This is a genomic window from Rhodococcus sp. IEGM 1370 (assembly GCF_033142325.1).
GTDB lineage: Bacteria > Actinomycetota > Actinomycetes > Mycobacteriales > Mycobacteriaceae > Rhodococcoides.
Genome location: NZ_JAWLRY010000001.1, coordinates 1 through 16,931 on the forward strand (window position 1 = coordinate 1; position 16,931 = coordinate 16,931).

Here is a 16,931-nt window from a genome sequence, read left to right on the forward strand (position 1 = left end):
CATCGTCGATCCTTCCCACCAAGCTGAGCTCGGCGTGTCGAACCAAGGACCGGATCAACCGTTATTCAGACAGTCCCGGATTCGTGACCTGAGCTGGGGCGAATTTGCGTGCGTGTGGCAAACGCGCGCGCATTCGCGGGGGTCGGGGGGCGGAGGCGAGTCAGAGACCCGGTGAACCCGAACCAGCAACCCAGTGAACCAGCGTGTCGGCTAGATCGGGCTCAGTTGCAGGCATGCATCTGCTGCGAGCCAGAACAATTGTTCGCGCACTGTCGTGGCCTTGGTCCAGCCGCGGTGGTCCCAGTCGGCGGCGAGGGAGTCACCCGCGTACAGCAGTTGCGCGAATCGCACTCCGCGGAATCGGGCAACGGCGCAGAAGGCCGAGGCTTCCATGTCGACCGTTCGGCAGCCCTCCTCGACGCGGCGGGAAACGCGCGCACGGGTCTCGCGGTAGAGCGCATCGGTGGTCCACGAGCGGCCGGTGACGAAGTCGACTCCGGCGTCGGTCAGCACGGATTGCAGCACAGCCACGCCTGCGGGATCGGCGTCGACGATCCGTCCGGGCGGTAGGTAGTGGAACGAGGTGCCCTCGTCGCGGACGGCGCTGTCGACCACCATCACGTGTCCCATGCCCAGGTCGTCGGACAGTGCCCCCGCGCCGCCGACGGCCACGAACTGGGTGCATCCCATCGCGATGGCCTCTTCGAGGAACAGTGCGGCCAGTGGCGCTCCGACGCCGGGGTGGAAGACGGCAAGCTTCTCCCCGTTCCGTTCGATCTCGTAGACGGGATGTTCGCCGTGCTCGGAGCGCATGATCGAGACGACTCTGGCGTCGCCTTTCGCACAGATGCTCTCGATCACCTCGGAGAAGAAACAGACGACGGCTTTCGGCGGTACGTCGACTCCCTTGGCCACCATCGACGGGTCGATGACGCCCGTTTCGTCCAGATCGTTCTCGGTCAGCGCGATGTCCATCAGGTGATGTTCGCACGACCGATTGCAGACCCTGCACGACCGATGCCGTACATGTCGCACGGTCCCGATAGACTCTCCCTGGCATTTCGCTCCATCGAAGGGACCTATTCCTCGTGTCCGCTAGCTCTGTACCCACAGACACTGTCTCCAACGCCGTCGCAACCCCCGACGTAGCGCAGCCGTACAAGGAACTCGGACTCAAGGACGACGAATACGTCCGCATCAAGGAAATCCTCGGCCGCCGGCCGACCGACGCCGAGTTGGCGATGTATTCCGTCATGTGGAGCGAGCACTGCTCGTACAAGTCCTCGAAGGTGCACCTGAAGTACTTCGGTGAGACCACCACCGACGAGATGCGCAAGCCCATGCTCGCCGGTATCGGTGAGAACGCGGGCGTCGTCGACGTCGGCGACGGCTGGGCCGTCACGTTCAAGGTCGAGAGCCACAATCACCCGTCGTACGTCGAGCCCTACCAGGGTGCGGCGACGGGCGTCGGCGGCATCGTCCGCGACATCATGGCCATGGGCGCTCGCCCGATCGCCGTCATGGACCAGCTGCGATTCGGTGCCGCCGATGCACCCGATACGCGCCGCGTCCTGAGCGGCATCGTCGCAGGCGTCGGTGGCTACGGAAACTCCCTCGGCCTGCCGAACATCGGCGGCGAGACGGTGTTCGACGCCTCCTACGCCGGTAACCCTCTGCTGAACGCTCTGTGTGCCGGTGTCATGCGCGTCGAGGACATGCATCTCGCGTTCGCGTCGGGGCTGGGCAACAAGATCATTCTGTTCGGTGCACGCACCGGTCTCGACGGCATCGGCGGCGTGTCCGTGCTCGCGTCGGAGACCTTCGACGGCGACGAAACCGGCGGTGGCCGCAAGAAGCTTCCGGCAGTACAGGTCGGCGATCCGTTCACCGAGAAGGTGCTCATCGAAGCCTGCCTGGAGCTGTACTCCAACAAGCTCGTCGTCGGTATCCAGGACCTCGGTGGTGCCGGGTTGTCCTGTGCTACTTCGGAACTCGCGTCAGCGGGAAGTGGCGGTATGCACATCGAGCTGGAGAAGGTGCCGATGCGCGCCACCGGCATGACGCCCGCCGAGGTGCTCTCGAGCGAATCCCAGGAGCGCATGTGCGCCGTGGTGACTCCCGACAACGTCGACGCGTTCATGGCCGTCTGCAAGAAGTGGGACGTTCTGGCCACGGTGATCGGTGAGGTCACCGACGGTGAGCATCTGCAGATCACCTGGCACGGCGAGACGGTCGTCGACGTACCGCCGAAGACCGTCGCGCACGAGGGACCGGTGTACAACCGTCCCGTGCAGCGTCCCGCCACCCAGGACGATCTGGTCGCGAACACCACGGCGTCGCTGCAGCGTCCGGAAACCGGGGACGAGCTGAAGGCGACGTTGCTGAAGATGATCGGCTCTCCGCAGCTGTGCAGCCGACGCTTCATCACCGAGCAGTACGACCGCTACGTGCGCGGCAACACCGTCCTCGCCGAGCACGCCGACGCAGGCGTCATCCGCATCGACGAGAAGACCGGTCGCGGAATCGCTTTGGCCACCGACGCGTCGGGTCGCTACACCGCACTCGATCCGTATCAGGGTGCGCAGCTGGCGTTGGCCGAGGCGTTCCGCAACGTCGCCGTCACCGGCGCGACGCCCAAGGCCGTCACCAACTGCCTGAACTTCGGCTCACCCGAGGACCCGGGCGTCATGTGGCAGTTCCAGCAGGCCGTGCGCGGATTGGCGGACGGCTGCGTCACCCTTGGCATTCCCGTGACCGGCGGCAACGTCAGTTTCTACAACCAGACCGGTGCCGAGCCGATCCTGCCGACGCCCGTCGTCGGTGTACTCGGCGTCATCGACGACGTGCATCGCCGCATCCCCACCGGCCTCGGTCTCGAGCCCGGCGAGACGCTGATCCTGCTCGGCGAGACCCACGACGAGTTCGACGGGTCCATCTGGGCTCAGGTCGAGCACGATCACCTCGGCGGCGTGCCACCCAAGGTCGATCTCGCCCGCGAGCAACTGCTGGCAGACATTCTGCTCTCGTCCTCGCGCGACGGATTGGTCTCGGCGGCACACGATCTGTCCGAGGGCGGCCTCGCTCAGGCCGTCGTCGAAGCCGCTCTGGCCGGTGAAACCGGTTGCCGCATCATCCTTCCCGAGGGTGCCGATCCGTTCGTGACGCTGTTCTCCGAGTCCTCGGGCCGCGTACTGGTCGCGGTACCGCGCACGGAAGAAACTCGCTTCACCGGCATGTGCACCGCCCGCGGTCTGCCGTGGGCGCGCATCGGCGTCGTCGACGAGGGTTCGGATTCGATCGAGGTGCAAGGGCAGTTCTCCGTCCCGATGACGGAGCTGCGCGAGACGTTCGAGCGCACTCTCCCCAGACTCTTCGGCTGACCGAGGTGGGGGGACGCACATCGGAGCAGCGCCACGACGAGGTCGACGCGACACTCGAGAAGGACCAGCATCATCGGTACCACCTGCCCTCGGTCGAGTTCGCCGTCCCCTCACCCGCCAAGCATCCGTTCGTCATGTGGGCCTGGGGCCTGCTGCGCCTGGACTTCACCGGAATTGCGTTCAGCGCGTTGTTCTTCTGCTGGTCGTTGACTCCGTCTCTGCTCCCTCGTGGATGGCTGTTCCAGGGCATCATCGGCGGTATCAACGCGGCCATCGGCTACGCCTTCGGCGTCGCGGTGGGTTGGGCCGTGACCCGTTGGTGGCTCTCGTCGCGATCGTGGTGGCCGTTGCCGCGCAAGGTCGAGCTGGCCGTCAAGGTCGCCGTTCCCGTCCTCGCGATCGCGGCATCGATGGTCATGCTGGCGATCTCGGCGGAATGGCAGCGTGAGCTGGCCGCTCTGATGGACGCGGAGGGAACCACCACGACGGGGTATTTCCGCACCGGCGCGCTCAGTATCGCCATGGCAGCGCTGCTGATCTCGGTGTGGCGGGTGTTGCGTGACTTCGTTCGTCTGCTCGCCCGTCAGATCAACCGCATCGTGAAGATGCCGCGCGAAGTGGCCAATGCGCTCGGGGTCGTCGTCCTCGTCGTGCTGTCCGTCGCCCTGGTTCAGGGTGTCCTGCTGCGCGCGGTCTCCGAGGTCACCAATTCCGTGTTCAGTCTGCAGAACGACGAAACCCGGGACGGCGCAGAACAACCCGTCGCCGACGAACGCTCCGGCAGCCCGAACTCGTTGGCGCCGTGGGACACCCTCGGCTTCGAGGGTCGCGACTTCGTCTCCAGCGGACTTCGCGCCGACGAGATGGAGCGAGCCACGGGCCGCCCCAGCCTCGAACCGATCCGGGCATATGCAGGGCTGGAAACCGCAGAGACCCAGGACGAGCGACTGAACATCGTGGTCGCCGAACTCGAACGCACCGGGGCATTCCAGCGCGCGGCTCTCGTCGTCGTCCCGACCACCGGAACCGGATGGGTCAATCCCACCGCCATCGAAGCCGAAGAGCTCATGTTCGACGGCGATGTCGCCACCGTCGCATCCCAGTACTCGTACCTGCCGAGTTGGATCTCCTTCGTCGCGGAGGGAGACAAGGCCGCGCAGGCAGGCAGAGCTCTGATCGACAAGGTGCACGACCGCTGGCTGCAGGAACCGGAGGCCACGCGCCCCAAGTTCTACGTCTACGGCGAGAGCCTCGGTACCCAGGCGGGTGAAGGCGCGTTCGACGGTCTGGCCGACATCCGGGCCACCACCGACGGCGTCCTGTGGGTGGGACCGCCGAACAACAACCGCATCTGGAGTCAGTTCGTCAGCCGACGCGACCCGGGAAGCCCGGAGGTGCGGCCGGTCTACTCCGAGGGCCTGACGGTCCGGTTCGCCGACAACTCGTCGGGCATCCCGCCGGAGGATCAGCCCTGGTACGAGCCGCGGATCCTCTACGTTCAGCACGCGTCGGATCCGGTGGTCTGGTGGTCACCCGACCTGTTGTTCGAGCGTCCCGACTGGCTGTCCGAGCCACCGGGGCCGGACCGGCTGCCGAGCATGCGATGGTTCCCGGTCGTGACCTTCTGGCAGGTGGCCGCCGATCTGACGAACGCCGCAGGCGTTCCCGACGGACACGGCCACAATTACGGAACCCTCGTGCTCGACGGCTGGGTGGCCGTTGCCGCGCCCGAGGGGTGGACCGACCGCGACACCGAACGAGTCCGCGGGGTCATGGAGCAGTTCGCCGGCCGGGACGGTCCGGAGAAGTGAGAACCGCAGTGACGGCCGGAGTGGAGCCTGCGGAACGACCCATTCTCACCGGACTCGCGACGACGGCGTGGAGTACCTACCTCCTTCCCGCTCTCGGTCTCGATGCCCGTGGACGGGCAGTGGCCAACGCGTCGTTCGCCGTCGGTGTGGCTGCACTGTCTCGAACGAGCGCAGCAGAGCTCGGCCTGCGCAATTTCGCCGCCGGGCTGAAGTGGGGCGCTGCGGCGTCGGCCATTCCCGTTCTCGGATCTGCCGTCGTCGCTGCGATTCCTGCGTTGCGTCGCCGCGTCCGGCCGTCCGAGGACGAACTGGCCGAGTGGGTTCTGTTTCGCATCCCGGTGGGAACGGTACTGACCGAGGAACTGCTCTTCCGCGGTGTGCTCGACGCCGCGTCGCCTGCTCTGTCGCCGATCTTCTTCGGGCTCTGGCACATTCACCCGGCCCGCGCGGCGGGTGACACCGTGGTCGGAACGGTGGTGGCAACGGCAGCGGCCGGTGTGGTGTTCTCGTGGCTTCGAGCCCGCAGCGGCAGTGTGCTCGCCCCGGCGCTGCTGCACTACTTTCTCAACGCCAGTGGCGCTGTGCTGGCGCATCTCGCAGCGGACGACAGGAGTTAGGCGCAGTGCCACCGCACAAGGAAGTCGGCCCCGCCGAGGTACGCGAGGCCGTGCTGGCCGTCGAGCAATGGATCAAGGGTGAGGCGGACAAGCCTGCGCGGGCGCAGATAGCCGCAGCGGTACGCACCACTGCCAGAACTCTCGGCCAGAATGCGCCGGGATCCTCGGTGGAGGTGCGGGTACCGCCGTTCGTCGCGGTGCAGTGCATCGAGGGGCCGCGTCACACCCGGGGGACACCGCCGAACGTCGTCGAAACCGACGCGCTGACGTGGCTGCAGGTGGTCACCGGAATCCGCGATTTCGCCGAGGCTCTCGCCGACGGTTCGATCGATGCGTCGGGCAGTAGAGCGGCGGAAGTGGGTCGCTGGCTGCCGCTGTTGTCCATCAGGTGATCGGTGTGAATCGGACACACGTTCACCTACTGGGAATCTCCCGTCCACACGATGCGTTGACTCCGGCCGTGTGCCCGTAGACTCAGGCACGGCCCCCCGCCCCGTCCCCCAAGGGAGCAATGCCCGTGACCAACGCCGATTTGTCGGTCGACAGTCCGAATCTTCTGGTAAGCAAACCCCTCGACGAACCGGAGAACGAGCCGCGCGAGGAGTGCGGAGTGTTCGGAGTGTGGGCACCGGGCGAGGATGTGGCCAAGCTCTCGTATTACGGCCTCTATGCACTGCAGCACCGTGGCCAGGAGGCTGCCGGCATCGCAGTGTCCGACGGTTCCCAGGTGTTGGTGTTCAAGGATCTCGGTCTCGTCAGCCAGGTGTTCGACGAGCAGACGCTCGGCGCTATGCCCGGGCACGTCGCCATCGGTCACTGCCGCTACTCCACCAGTGGTTCGGTCACGTGGGAGAACGCGCAGCCGATCTTCCGTACCACCACCGCCGGGACGGGGATTGCGCTCGGCCACAACGGGAATCTGGTGAACTTCGCCGAGCTCGCCACCAAGGCGCGCGACGCAGGCCTGATCAACGACCGGCTGCAGGGCAACGGCACGTCGGATTCCGACGTGGTGACCGCGCTGCTGGCGCACAAGGCGGCCGACTGCACCATCGAGCAGGCGGCGATGGAATTGCTGCCATTGCTCAAGGGTGCCTTCTGTCTGACGTTCATGGACGAGCACACCCTCTACGCCGCGCGTGACCCGCACGGCGTTCGACCGTTGTGCCTCGGGCGCCTCGATCGCGGCTGGGTGGTTGCCAGCGAGACGGCGGCTCTCGACATCGTCGGTGCCGCATTCGTCCGCGACATCGAGCCCGGTGAACTGCTCGCGATCGACGCCGACGGTGTTCGGTCCTCGCGCTTCGCAGCTCCCGAGCCCAAGGGTTGCGTGTTCGAGTACGTGTATCTCGCTCGTCCCGACAGCGTCATCGGTGGTCGTTCGGTGCACTCGACGCGAGTCGAGATCGGACGTCGTCTCGCGAAGGAACATCCGGCCGAGGGGGACCTGGTGATTCCCGTGCCCGAGAGCGGAACTCCTGCTGCGGTCGGTTTCGCGCAGGGCTCCGGCATCCCGTACGGCCAGGGTTTGATGAAGAACGCCTACGTGGGCCGCACGTTCATTCAGCCGTCGCAGACCATTCGTCAACTCGGTATCCGGCTCAAGCTGAATCCTCTCAAAGAGGTCATACGGGGCAAAAGGCTGGTGGTGGTGGACGATTCGATCGTTCGCGGCAACACCCAGCGCGCCCTGATCAGGATGCTCCGCGAGGCCGGTGCGCTGGAGATTCACGTGCGTATCGCGTCGCCGCCGGTGCGCTGGCCCTGCTTCTACGGCATCGACTTCGCTTCTCCCGCAGAGCTGATCGCCAACGGTGTCGATTCCGAGGACGGAATTCTCGAGGGTGTGCGGCAGGCGATCGGTGCCGATTCGTTGGGGTACATCTCCATCGACGGCATGATCGCGGCCTCCGAGCAGCCTGAATCCCGGTTGTGTGCAGCATGTTTCACCGGCAAGTATCCGATCGATCTGCCGGCCGACAACGCACTCGGCAAGCACGTTCTCGAGGGTCTGCTGGCCTCGGCCGCCGGGCAGCCGGTGGACAACGACGCGAACGTGAGTGCTCTGAGTCGTCCCTGAGCAGGGCGTTCCTGCGAGGGAACAGCAGGGTTTTCTCAATGCCACATATTGGAAACAGTCCGTCGGTACTGTCCTTTCAGTTACATAGGACACACCGATTGGATAGAGGCTTTCAGATGACCCTGTCGCCCGACGACGGACGCATGCAGCGCTACAGCGCGGCATCGAAGACCGCTGCACCCAGCTCAGCGGGACGCAAGCACGGCAAGAAAGTTGCTGCAGTGGCAGCACTGTCGGTACTCGCATTGACTGCGGCAGCCTGCGGCTCGGGCCGCACCGACGAAGCCGGTGGCTCCGGCGAGGGCAGTGGTGACACCATCACCGTCGGCACCACCGACCAGGTGACGTCACTCGACCCGGCCGGCTCGTACGACAACGGCTCGTTCATGGTCATGAACCAGACGTATCCCTTCCTGATGAATTTTGCGCCCGGTAGCTCCGAGCTCGAGCCCGATGTCGCCGAGAGCTGCGATTTCACCGAGCCGACCGTGTACACGTGCACGCTGAAGGACGATCTGACGTTCGCGAACGGCAACCCGCTGACGAGCGAGAGCGTGAAGTTCTCCTTCGATCGCATCGTCGCCATCAACGATCCCAACGGACCCGCGTCGCTGCTGACGAACCTCGACAGCGTCGCGACTCCGGACGAGAAGACCGTCGAGTTCACGCTGAAGGCCGCGAACGATCAGACGTTCCCGCAGATTCTGGCGACACCGGCGGGCCCGATCGTCGACCAGACCGTGTTCCCGGCAGATTCGATTCTCGACGACGACGCCATCGTGGCGGGCACCCCGTTCGCAGGCCCGTACTCCATCTCGAGCTACGCCAAGAACTCCCTCGTCAGCTTCACCGCGAACGGCGACTACAAGGGCATCCTCGGAACTCCGAAGACTTCGTCGATCAACGCGAAGTACTACACCAGCTCCGACAACCTCAAGCTCGACGTGCAGAACAAGGCCATCGACGTCGCGTGGCGATCGCTGACCCCGACGGACGTCGAATCTCTCGGCAGCGTCGACGGTCTGACGGTGCACGAGGGACCCGGCGGCGAATCGCGCTACATGGTCTTCAACATGAACACGATGCCCGGTGACAACCCTGATCAGAAGCTGGCCGTGCGCAAGGCAATTGCGGCCTCGGTGGATCGCCAGGCGCTGTCCGACGGCGTCTACAAGGGCACCTACACCCCGCTGTACTCGGTGGTCCCCACCGGTCTGGCCGGTGCGAACACCGCGTACGGCGACGTCTACGGCACCACCCCGAACCGCGACGAAGCAGCCGGATTCCTCTCTGCCGCAGGCGTTGCCACCCCGGTGCAGCTGAACCTGCAGTACAACCCGGACCACTACGGTTCGAGCTCGAGCGAGGAATACGCCGCGATCAAGAGCCAGCTCGACGCGACGGGCCTGTTCAACGTGAACCTGCAGTCCACCGAGTGGAGCACGTACACCAAGGAACGCGTCGCCGACGCCTACCCCGTGTACCAGCTGGGCTGGTTCCCGGACTACCCCGATGCGGACAACTACCTGACGCCGTTCTTCGGGCCGGACAACTTCCTGCAGTCGCACTTCGAGAGCCCGGCCATCACGTCACTGCTCGATCTCGAGCGCACGACCGCCGACGAGAATGCGCGGATGCAGATCATCGGTCAGATTCAGACCGAGCTCGCGACGAACTACCTGCCGACGCTTCCGTTGTTGGAGGGCAAGCAGATCGCCGTCGCCACCGACGAGATCAGCGGCGTGGACGAGACTCTCGACGCCTCGTTCAAGTTCCGATTCGTCACTCTCGCCAGGGGCTGACCGGCGTGCCCACTACCGACAGCACGACGGTAGAGGGCGAGAAGCAAGCACAGCAGGTGAGCGCGCCGTCACGGTACGGCGCGCTCGCCCGTTATCTCGGGGTCAGATTTCTGCTGATCATTCCGACTGCCTGGATTCTCGTCACCGTCGTGTTCTTTCTGATGCGGGTGATCGGTGATCCGATCACCGCGGCCCTCGGTGGTCGCCTACCTGCCGAACAGATCGCCCAGCGCAAGGCCGAGGCCGGCTACGACCGACCCATTCTGACGCAGTACTGGGAGTACCTGACCGGACTGTTGCGCGGCGATTTCGGCCGCTCCGCCACCGACAACCGCGCGATCAGCGACGTCCTGCTCGTCAACGGCGCTGCCACACTGGAATTGGCGTTCTGGGCACTGCTGGTCGCCTTCGCGGTCGGCATCCCGCTCGGGTTCTTCGCCGCCACCCATCGGGACCGCTTCGGTGACGCCTCGCTGCGGATCTTCGCGATCCTGGCGTACGCGGCTCCGGTGTTCTTCGTCGGCATGTTGCTCAAGCTGCTGTTCGCAGTCAAGCTCGGCTGGCTGCCCGTCGCCGGTCGTGCCAGCACCAATGTGGAACTGGCACTGCAGAACGTCTCGCCCAAGACCAACATTCTGATCGTCGACTCGTTCCTGTACGGCGAGCCGAGCTACATCGTGAACGTGCTCGAGCATGCCGTACTACCCGCACTCGCCCTGGGTCTGTTGACGGCCGGAGTGTTCCTGAGGCTGGTGCGCGTCAACCTGATTCAGACGTTGCAGGCACCGTTCGTCGACGCTGCGCGCGCTCGCGGTTTGAGCGAGGGCACGGTGACGCGACGACATGCGTTCCGCAACGCCATGATTCCCATCGTCACCGTCATCGGCCTGCAGATCGCCGTGCTCCTGGGCGGTGCGGTACTGACCGAGACGACCTTCGAGTGGCAGGGCCTGGGCTACGAACTCGCCCGATACCTCCAGCAACGCGATTTCGTTGCGGTGCAGGGCATCGTGACGTTCCTGGCCGTCGTGGTCGCCGTCGTCAGCTTCGTCACCGACGCGATCGTCGCACTCATCGACCCGAGAGTGAGGTTCTGATGAGCACCGAAGTCGTGCTGTCCGACGTCCCTCCCACCCGTCCGCATCGTCGAGGATTTCCCGGCGTCGCATTCGTCAAGTCCACGTCGGGGTTGCAACGCGTCACCTTGATCGTCGGGTTGGCACTGATGGTGGGGTTCGTGATCGCCGCAGTGTTCGCCCCGCTTCTCGCGCCGTACGGGTTCTCGCAGACCAGTGATGCCGGGCAGGATTTTGCTCGCCAAGCGGCTCCGTCTGCCCAGCACTGGTTCGGCACCTCGGTTCGCGGTGAGGACGTGTTCTCGCGCGTGATCTACGGTGCCCGAACGGCATTGATGGTGATCGCGTCGTCGTTGATTCTCTCGCTGATCATAGGTGTTCCGCTCGGCCTGGCCTCGGGCTACATCGGCCGTTGGTTCGACCGCGTGCTCGTGCTGTTCATGGACGCGATGTACGCGTTCCCGTCTCTGCTTCTCGCGGTGGTTATCTCGATCGTCGTCGCAGGCGGGCAGTCGTCGAGCTTCGGTGGCATCGCATCCGCAGCCATCGCCATCACGGCGATCTTCGTGCCGCAGTACTTCCGCGTCGTGCGCAACGCCACGGTGGCGGTCAAGACCGAACCGTACGTCGATGCCGCTCGGGTCACCGGTGCCGGTACTCCGCGAATCCTGTTCCGCCACATCCTCGCCAACGTGGTGCAGACGCTGCCGGTCATCATCACCCTCAACGGTGCCGAGGCCATCCTGACCCTCGCCGGACTCGGATTCCTCGGATTCGGCATCGAACCCACCTCCGCCTCGGAGTGGGGATACGACATCAACAAGGCGCTGCCCGATATCTCCAACGGCATCTGGTGGACGTCGGTGTTCCCTGGCCTGGGCATCGTGTTGGTGGTGCTCGGCCTGACCATGGTGGGCGAAAGCGCAAGCGAGACACTCAATCCGCTGCTGCGCACCCGCAAGAAGTTCAAGAAGGCGGTGAAGGTATGACATCGAGTGTTGCAACTCCACGCGAGTCCGCATTGTCGGTGAAGTCGTTGTCCGTCACGTTCCTCACCGATGCCGGCGAGGTCGATGCCGTCACCGAAGTCTCGTTCGAGGTGTTCCCCGGCGAAGTACTGGCCGTGGTGGGGGAGTCCGGATCGGGCAAGTCCGTCAGCGTCCGATCCGCCATCGGCCTGCTCCCCGACACCGCACGCGTCGAGGGACACGTGGTACTCGGTGGCCAGGACGTGACTACGCTGAGCAACAAGGCGTGGGCGCAGTTGCGCGGCAACAAGATTTCGATGGTGTTCCAGGAACCGGGCAGCGCCCTCGATCCGCTGTTCACCATCGGCTATCAAATAGTGGAGGCGCTGCGGGCGCACACGCGCGACGACGGCAAGCGAATGTCGGCGAAGGACGCCAAGATTCGGGCCGTCGAGCTGTTGACGATGGTGGGTCTGCCCAACCCCGAGCAGCGGTTCTCGTACTATCCGCACGAGCTCTCGGGTGGGCAGAAACAACGCGTCATGATCGCGATCGCCATCTCGTGCGAGGCGAAGGTCATCATCGCCGACGAGCCGACCACCGCCCTCGACGTCACGGTGCAGGCCGAAATCCTGGAGCTGCTCCGTGATCTCAAGGACCGGCTCGGCTGCGCCATCGTGCTCATCACCCACAGCATGGGCGTCGTGTCCGACCTGGCCGACCGCGTCGTCGTCATGCAGAACGGCCGCGTCGTCGAGGAAGCTCCGGTGGCGCAACTGTTCGACGCACCCGCCGACGACTACACCAAGAAGCTGCTGGCCGCGGTGCCGACCCTCGCCGCCGTGGAGTCCGACAAGACGGTCGACACCTCCGGCGAGCCGGTACTCGACGTCTCGCGTTTGGTGGTGCAGTTTTCCGGCGGCGTCGGCTCACCTGCGTTCCGGGCGGTCGACGACGTCTCGCTCACCATCCACCGCGGCGAAACACTCGGGCTGGTGGGCGAATCCGGCTCGGGCAAGTCCACGATCGGCAGATGTGTTGCAGCACTGCAGAAGCCGACCAGCGGCAGCGTGACGGTGATGGGGCAGAACATCGCAGGCGTGAGCGAACGCAAGCTGAAGCCGCTACGCAAGCGATTCGGGTTCGTCTTCCAGGACCCGTCCGCATCACTGAACCCCCGACTGACCGTCGGGCAATGCATCGCCGAACCGATGATCGTGCATAAGTACGGCTCCAAGGACGCGATCGCGGCGAGGACGACCGAGCTGCTCGACGCCGTGCAACTGCCGTCGGGCACCGACAAGCGCTACCCCCACGAGCTCTCCGGTGGGCAGCGGCAACGCGTCAGCCTGGCGCGGGCACTGGTGCTGGGACCTGATCTGGTGGTCGCGGACGAGCCGACCAGCGCTCTGGACGTGTCGGTGCAGGCAGCCGTGCTCGATCTGTTCGAGGCACTGCAGCAGGAATTCGGCTTCGCCTGCCTGTTCATCAGTCACGACCTCGCGGTGGTCGACCGCGTTGCGCACCGCGTGGTGGTACTGCGCAACGGGGCAATCGTGGAGGAGGGGACACCGTGGAAGATCCTGCGATCCCCGGAGGCGGAGTACACCAAGAAGCTGTTGGCGGCGATCCCGGGTAAGCGCCTGCACACGTGAATTCTTCTCGCCACCGGGCACTCCGGTACCGTTAGGGCGCTATCTGTGCCGTCACGGGCGCTGACATGATCGAGTACACAGGCTGGAGCCGAATGACCGAGGAATCCCAACCCACGAGCGCAACTCACTCGGGCGGTGCCTCCTACGCGGCGGCCGGGGTCGACATCGCCGCAGGAGATCGAGCAGTGCAACTGTTCGCGCCGCTCGCCAAGAAGGCCAGCAGGCCCGAGGTCATGGGCGGTCTCGGCGGTTTCGCCGGCCTCTTCGCGCTCAAGGGCGACTACCGCGAGCCCGTCCTGGCCGCCTCGACCGACGGCGTCGGCACCAAGGTGGCCGTGGCGCAGGCGCTCGGCAAGCACGACACCCTCGGCCTCGACCTGGTCGCAATGGTCGTCGACGACCTCGTCGTCTGCGGTGCCGAGCCACTGTTCCTGCAGGACTACATCGCCGTGGGCCGAGTGGTTCCCGAGCAGGTCGCCGAACTGGTCAAGGGCATCGCAGAGGGCTGCATCATCGCCGGTTGCGCACTGCTCGGCGGCGAGACGGCCGAGCACCCGGGACTGATGGCCGACGGCGATTACGACCTCTCGGCCACCGGCATCGGCGTCGTCGAGGCGGATTCGATCCTCGGACCCGAGCGGGTGCGTCCCGGTGACGTCGTCATCGGCATGGGATCGTCGGGTCTGCACTCCAACGGCTACTCCCTCGCGCGCAAGGTGCTGCTGGAGATCAACCACATGGATCTCGGCGGACACGTCGAGGAGTTCGGCCGCACCCTCGGCGAGGAGCTGCTCGAACCGACCAAGATCTACGCCAAGGACTGCCTCGCGCTCGCGGCGGAAACCGACGTGCGCACGTTCTGCCACGTCACCGGCGGCGGATTGGCGAACAACCTCTCACGGGTGATGCCCGAGGGCCTGGTCGCCGAACTCGACCGCACCACGTGGAGCCCTGCCCCGATCTTCTCGCTGATCGCTCAGCGCGGACGCGTCGAGCGGGCGGAGATGGAGCAGACGTTCAACATGGGAGTCGGCATGGTCGCCATCGTGGCACCCGAGGACGTCGATCGAGCACTCGCCGTGCTGACCGCACGCCACATCGACTGCTGGACGTTGGGCACGGTGAAGAAGGCGGCCGGTAAGGACGTCGCCGACGAGCGTGCGCTGCTGCTGGGTAACCACCCGAGGTTCTGATCGCCCGAGGACGGGCAAACAAGTGAGGGGGAGCCGCATCGCGGCTCCCCCTCAGTCGTTCAGTGCTCAGTACTAGCGTCGCCAGTCCTCGTACTCGTCTTCTTCGACTCGGGAAGGCGCGTCCGAGTCGACGCCGCCACGATGCGAGTTCGACGAACCACCGGAGAGCTCTTGCTGCAGTCTCTCCAAGTCCGTAATAGGCGAGCTGTACTTGAGCTCACGAGCGACCTTTGTCTGCTTTGCCTTAGCCCTGCCTCGGCCCATGGCGGTGCCCCCTCGCGGACTTTCGGGGCGGCCTGGGGAAATTTGGCGGCCCCGTTAGAGTTGGTATTTCTTCCTGGGACACACTCTAGCGCGCGAATCGCCGCGATGCGCAGACGGCACCACGTGTCGGTGCCGGGCGAACGGGCGCGACACGCCCGGGAAAAGGGTCGACGCCGCCTGTACCTGCAGAAATCCGTGCACAGGCAAACTATCTCCGTTTCGCGACACGAGAACTACGTGCTGCGCGTCATGGGGAGCGACGCACTCAGGGGTCAGTTCCGCAACGATTTCAGTGCCGCTGCCGCATCGCGGTAGACCTTCGGTGCCAAATCGGGCTGATCGAGCAAAGTGGACATCGCGGTCGCGTCTGTTCCTCGGAACAGGTCGCGAACCGTCACCCCGTGTTGCGGTACCGACTCCACGGTCACCGCGTCACCACCGCCGAAGACCCCTGGTTCGAGAACTCGAAAGTACGCACCCACATCACCTCGGTCCGCGAAGCGACGGATCCATCTCGGCTGGTCCATCCACCGTGCGAACGTCGCGCAGGGCTTGCGGGCGATCGTCACCTCCAAGGCCACCGTGCCGATGCGAAACCGCGACCCGATCACCGCGTCGGTCACCGGTACACCCTCGGTGCGGAGGTTCTCCCCGAATCGACCCGGTGGAACCGGCACCCCCAGCTCGTCGGCCCAGTGCTGCGCCTCGACCTCGTCGTAGGCGTACACGGCCTGATCGAGTCCACCGTGGAATTTCGTGTCCCGACAGTGATCACCGCCGATACCGAGCTCGTGCACGTCCACCTGCCCGTCGACGGGCCGCTTGTCGATACCACTGTCGACCACCGCTCGGCGTCCGAACGGAACATCGGCGTGCACGACGCAGACCGCCAGGACCCTCCCGGTCACCGGCCGCGCAGGCGGTCGACCGCAGCGCGGCCGGCCTGGACGTCGTCGTACGACGGGATCGAATCCGGATCGATCGACGCGGCACACGGCCCCGCCTCGAGGGCAGTGTCGACCGGAATCGTCCGTTTTAGAAGAGCCAACGCGATCGGCCCCAGCTCGAAGTGGTCGATGACGGTGCCCAGACGGCCCACCGAGCGTCCACCTGCGGTCACCGGATCGCCCGTGCCGGGCCGGCCGTCCGCGGAACCGTCGAGATGCAATAGCACCAGGTGCCGGGGCGGTCGACCGAGATTGTGCACGCGCGAGACCGTCTCCTGCCCGCGGTAGCAGCCCTTCTCCAGATGCACCGCGCCGAACTCGGCTGCGCTGCCGATCCAGCGAACCTCGTGCGGAATGGTCTTCTCGTCGGTGTCCACGCCCACGCGCGGACGCAACGATTCCACCCGCAACGCGTCGAACGCCCAGGTTCCGGCCGGAGCGGCCCCGGCGTCGCGCAGTCGGAGGAACCACTCGCTCAGGCTCGCGCGGGGGATCACCACGTCGTAGGAATTCTCGGCCGGCCAGGGCATCCGCCGCACGAAACCGCCGCCGTCGATCGGCGACGCACCGTAGATCTCGCTCGGAGCCGGCAGGCCGGCCTTCTCGAGCACCGATGCCGCGTCGGATCCGAGGACGGTCAGAACGGCGAGTTCGTCGGCCTCACGGGGTTCGGCCTTGGCCCAGAACACCATCTTCTTCAGGAACGACAGCAGATCCGGTCCGGCCGAGCGCTCGGTGTCGATGTACGTGACGCCGGCCAGGTCGGTCTGGACGAAGTGATGCTCGATGCGGCCGTTGACGTCCAGGCTCAGATTCTCGGCCGAGCTGCCGTCGGGCAGGTTGGAGACGAGTTGGCTCGAGATCGTGTTCAACCAACTCAGACGTTCGTCTCCGCTGATGGCCAGAACGAAACGATGGGAACGGTCGATGACGGCAGCGCCGCTGACCGCGTCGCGTTGTTCGCCGAACGGATTGCCGTAGTGCCAGGCCACCCCGGCATCGACGCTGTCGTCGGGGGAGGGCACTGCGCCGGGGAGTGTCAGAAGTGGACTCGGGCTGATCGTGACTGTGTCGGACACATCTCCATAGTAGGAGCCCGTCGGCGCAGCAACTCGGTGACCGGTCCCTTTACACCCTC

14 protein-coding genes are annotated in these 16,931 nt (G+C 65.5%); 10 read left to right on the forward strand and 4 right to left on the reverse strand.

Translation table 11 applies throughout. The features are described from left to right. Nucleotides 1–210: 210 nt before the first annotated feature. Nucleotides 211–975 carry a nucleoside phosphorylase gene (locus R4P47_RS00005; RefSeq protein WP_269594778.1) on the reverse strand — a complete coding sequence of 255 codons (765 nt, stop codon included), beginning with the start codon at nt 973–975 and terminating at the stop codon, nt 211–213. A gap of 113 nt (nt 976–1,088) precedes the next feature. On the opposite strand from R4P47_RS00005, the gene purL reads away from it, so the two are divergent. The 10 genes from purL (at nt 1,089) to purM (ending at nt 14,582) form a co-directional block, all read left to right on the forward strand. Continuing rightward, nucleotides 1,089–3,380, forward strand: a complete 2,292-nt coding sequence (gene purL / locus R4P47_RS00010) for a phosphoribosylformylglycinamidine synthase subunit PurL (RefSeq protein WP_269594779.1) — start codon at nt 1,089–1,091, stop codon at nt 3,378–3,380. A gap of 83 nt (nt 3,381–3,463) precedes the next feature. Further along, nucleotides 3,464–5,191: an alpha/beta hydrolase gene (locus R4P47_RS00015; RefSeq protein WP_269594860.1), complete on the forward strand. Its 1,728-nt coding sequence runs from the start codon at nt 3,464–3,466 to the stop codon at nt 5,189–5,191. Continuing rightward, a complete protein-coding gene (locus R4P47_RS00020) occupies nt 5,188–5,808 on the forward strand; it encodes a CPBP family intramembrane glutamic endopeptidase (RefSeq protein WP_411567274.1) in 621 nt (206 codons plus the stop codon). The genes R4P47_RS00015 and R4P47_RS00020 overlap by 4 nt, the downstream gene beginning before the upstream one ends. A gap of 5 nt (nt 5,809–5,813) precedes the next feature. Beyond that, complete coding sequence (locus R4P47_RS00025) at nt 5,814–6,200, forward strand: sterol carrier family protein (protein ID WP_269594780.1); 387 nt, start codon at nt 5,814–5,816, stop codon at nt 6,198–6,200. 125 nt (nt 6,201–6,325) lie between these two features. Then, complete coding sequence (gene purF, locus R4P47_RS00030; RefSeq protein ID WP_269594781.1) at nt 6,326–7,888, forward strand: amidophosphoribosyltransferase; 1,563 nt, start codon at nt 6,326–6,328, stop codon at nt 7,886–7,888. A gap of 116 nt (nt 7,889–8,004) precedes the next feature. Further along, on the forward strand, nt 8,005–9,690 hold the full coding sequence (locus R4P47_RS00035; RefSeq protein ID WP_269594782.1) for an ABC transporter substrate-binding protein: 1,686 nt from the start codon (nt 8,005–8,007) through the stop codon (nt 9,688–9,690). A gap of 56 nt (nt 9,691–9,746) precedes the next feature. Next, nucleotides 9,747–10,787, forward strand: a complete 1,041-nt coding sequence (locus R4P47_RS00040; RefSeq protein WP_269594862.1) for an ABC transporter permease — start codon at nt 9,747–9,749, stop codon at nt 10,785–10,787. After that, nucleotides 10,787–11,755, forward strand: a complete 969-nt coding sequence (locus R4P47_RS00045; protein ID WP_037194582.1) for an ABC transporter permease — start codon at nt 10,787–10,789, stop codon at nt 11,753–11,755. Before R4P47_RS00040 ends, R4P47_RS00045 begins: the two co-directional genes overlap by 1 nt. After that, nucleotides 11,752–13,389, forward strand: a complete 1,638-nt coding sequence (locus tag R4P47_RS00050; RefSeq protein WP_283347714.1) for an ABC transporter ATP-binding protein — start codon at nt 11,752–11,754, stop codon at nt 13,387–13,389. The genes R4P47_RS00045 and R4P47_RS00050 overlap by 4 nt, the downstream gene beginning before the upstream one ends. Before the next feature lie 92 nt (nt 13,390–13,481). Further along, entirely contained in the window at nt 13,482–14,582 is a 1,101-nt protein-coding gene (purM, locus tag R4P47_RS00055; RefSeq protein WP_027495851.1) for a phosphoribosylformylglycinamidine cyclo-ligase, read from the forward strand. 72 nt (nt 14,583–14,654) lie between these two features. Here the strand turns inward: purM and R4P47_RS00060 are convergent, their stop codons facing one another. The 3 genes from R4P47_RS00060 to R4P47_RS00070 form a co-directional block, all read right to left on the reverse strand. After that, complete coding sequence (locus R4P47_RS00060) at nt 14,655–14,846, reverse strand: DUF3073 domain-containing protein (protein WP_082898823.1); 192 nt, start codon at nt 14,844–14,846, stop codon at nt 14,655–14,657. A gap of 272 nt (nt 14,847–15,118) precedes the next feature. Then, nucleotides 15,119–15,754: an MOSC domain-containing protein gene (locus R4P47_RS00065; protein WP_283347715.1), complete on the reverse strand. Its 636-nt coding sequence runs from the start codon at nt 15,752–15,754 to the stop codon at nt 15,119–15,121. Then, nucleotides 15,751–16,872, reverse strand: a complete 1,122-nt coding sequence (locus R4P47_RS00070; RefSeq protein ID WP_283347716.1) for a YgfZ/GcvT domain-containing protein — start codon at nt 16,870–16,872, stop codon at nt 15,751–15,753. The genes R4P47_RS00065 and R4P47_RS00070 overlap by 4 nt, the downstream gene beginning before the upstream one ends. Nucleotides 16,873–16,931: the final 59 nt, after the last annotated feature.

Bases quoted from the DNA above. Each gene is read 5' to 3' on its own strand.
- R4P47_RS00035 (WP_269594782.1), top strand. From the start codon at position 8,005: ATGACCCTGTCGCCCGACGACGGACGCATGCAGCGCTACAGCGCGGCA.
- R4P47_RS00050 (WP_283347714.1), top strand. From the start codon at position 11,752: ATGACATCGAGTGTTGCAACTCCACGCGAGTCCGCATTGTCGGTGAAG.
- R4P47_RS00045 (WP_037194582.1), top strand. From the start codon at position 10,787: ATGAGCACCGAAGTCGTGCTGTCCGACGTCCCTCCCACCCGTCCGCAT.
- R4P47_RS00005 (WP_269594778.1), bottom strand. From the start codon at position 975: ATGGACATCGCGCTGACCGAGAACGATCTGGACGAAACGGGCGTCATC.
- R4P47_RS00060 (WP_082898823.1), bottom strand. From the start codon at position 14,846: ATGGGCCGAGGCAGGGCTAAGGCAAAGCAGACAAAGGTCGCTCGTGAG.
- purM (WP_027495851.1), top strand. From the start codon at position 13,482: ATGACCGAGGAATCCCAACCCACGAGCGCAACTCACTCGGGCGGTGCC.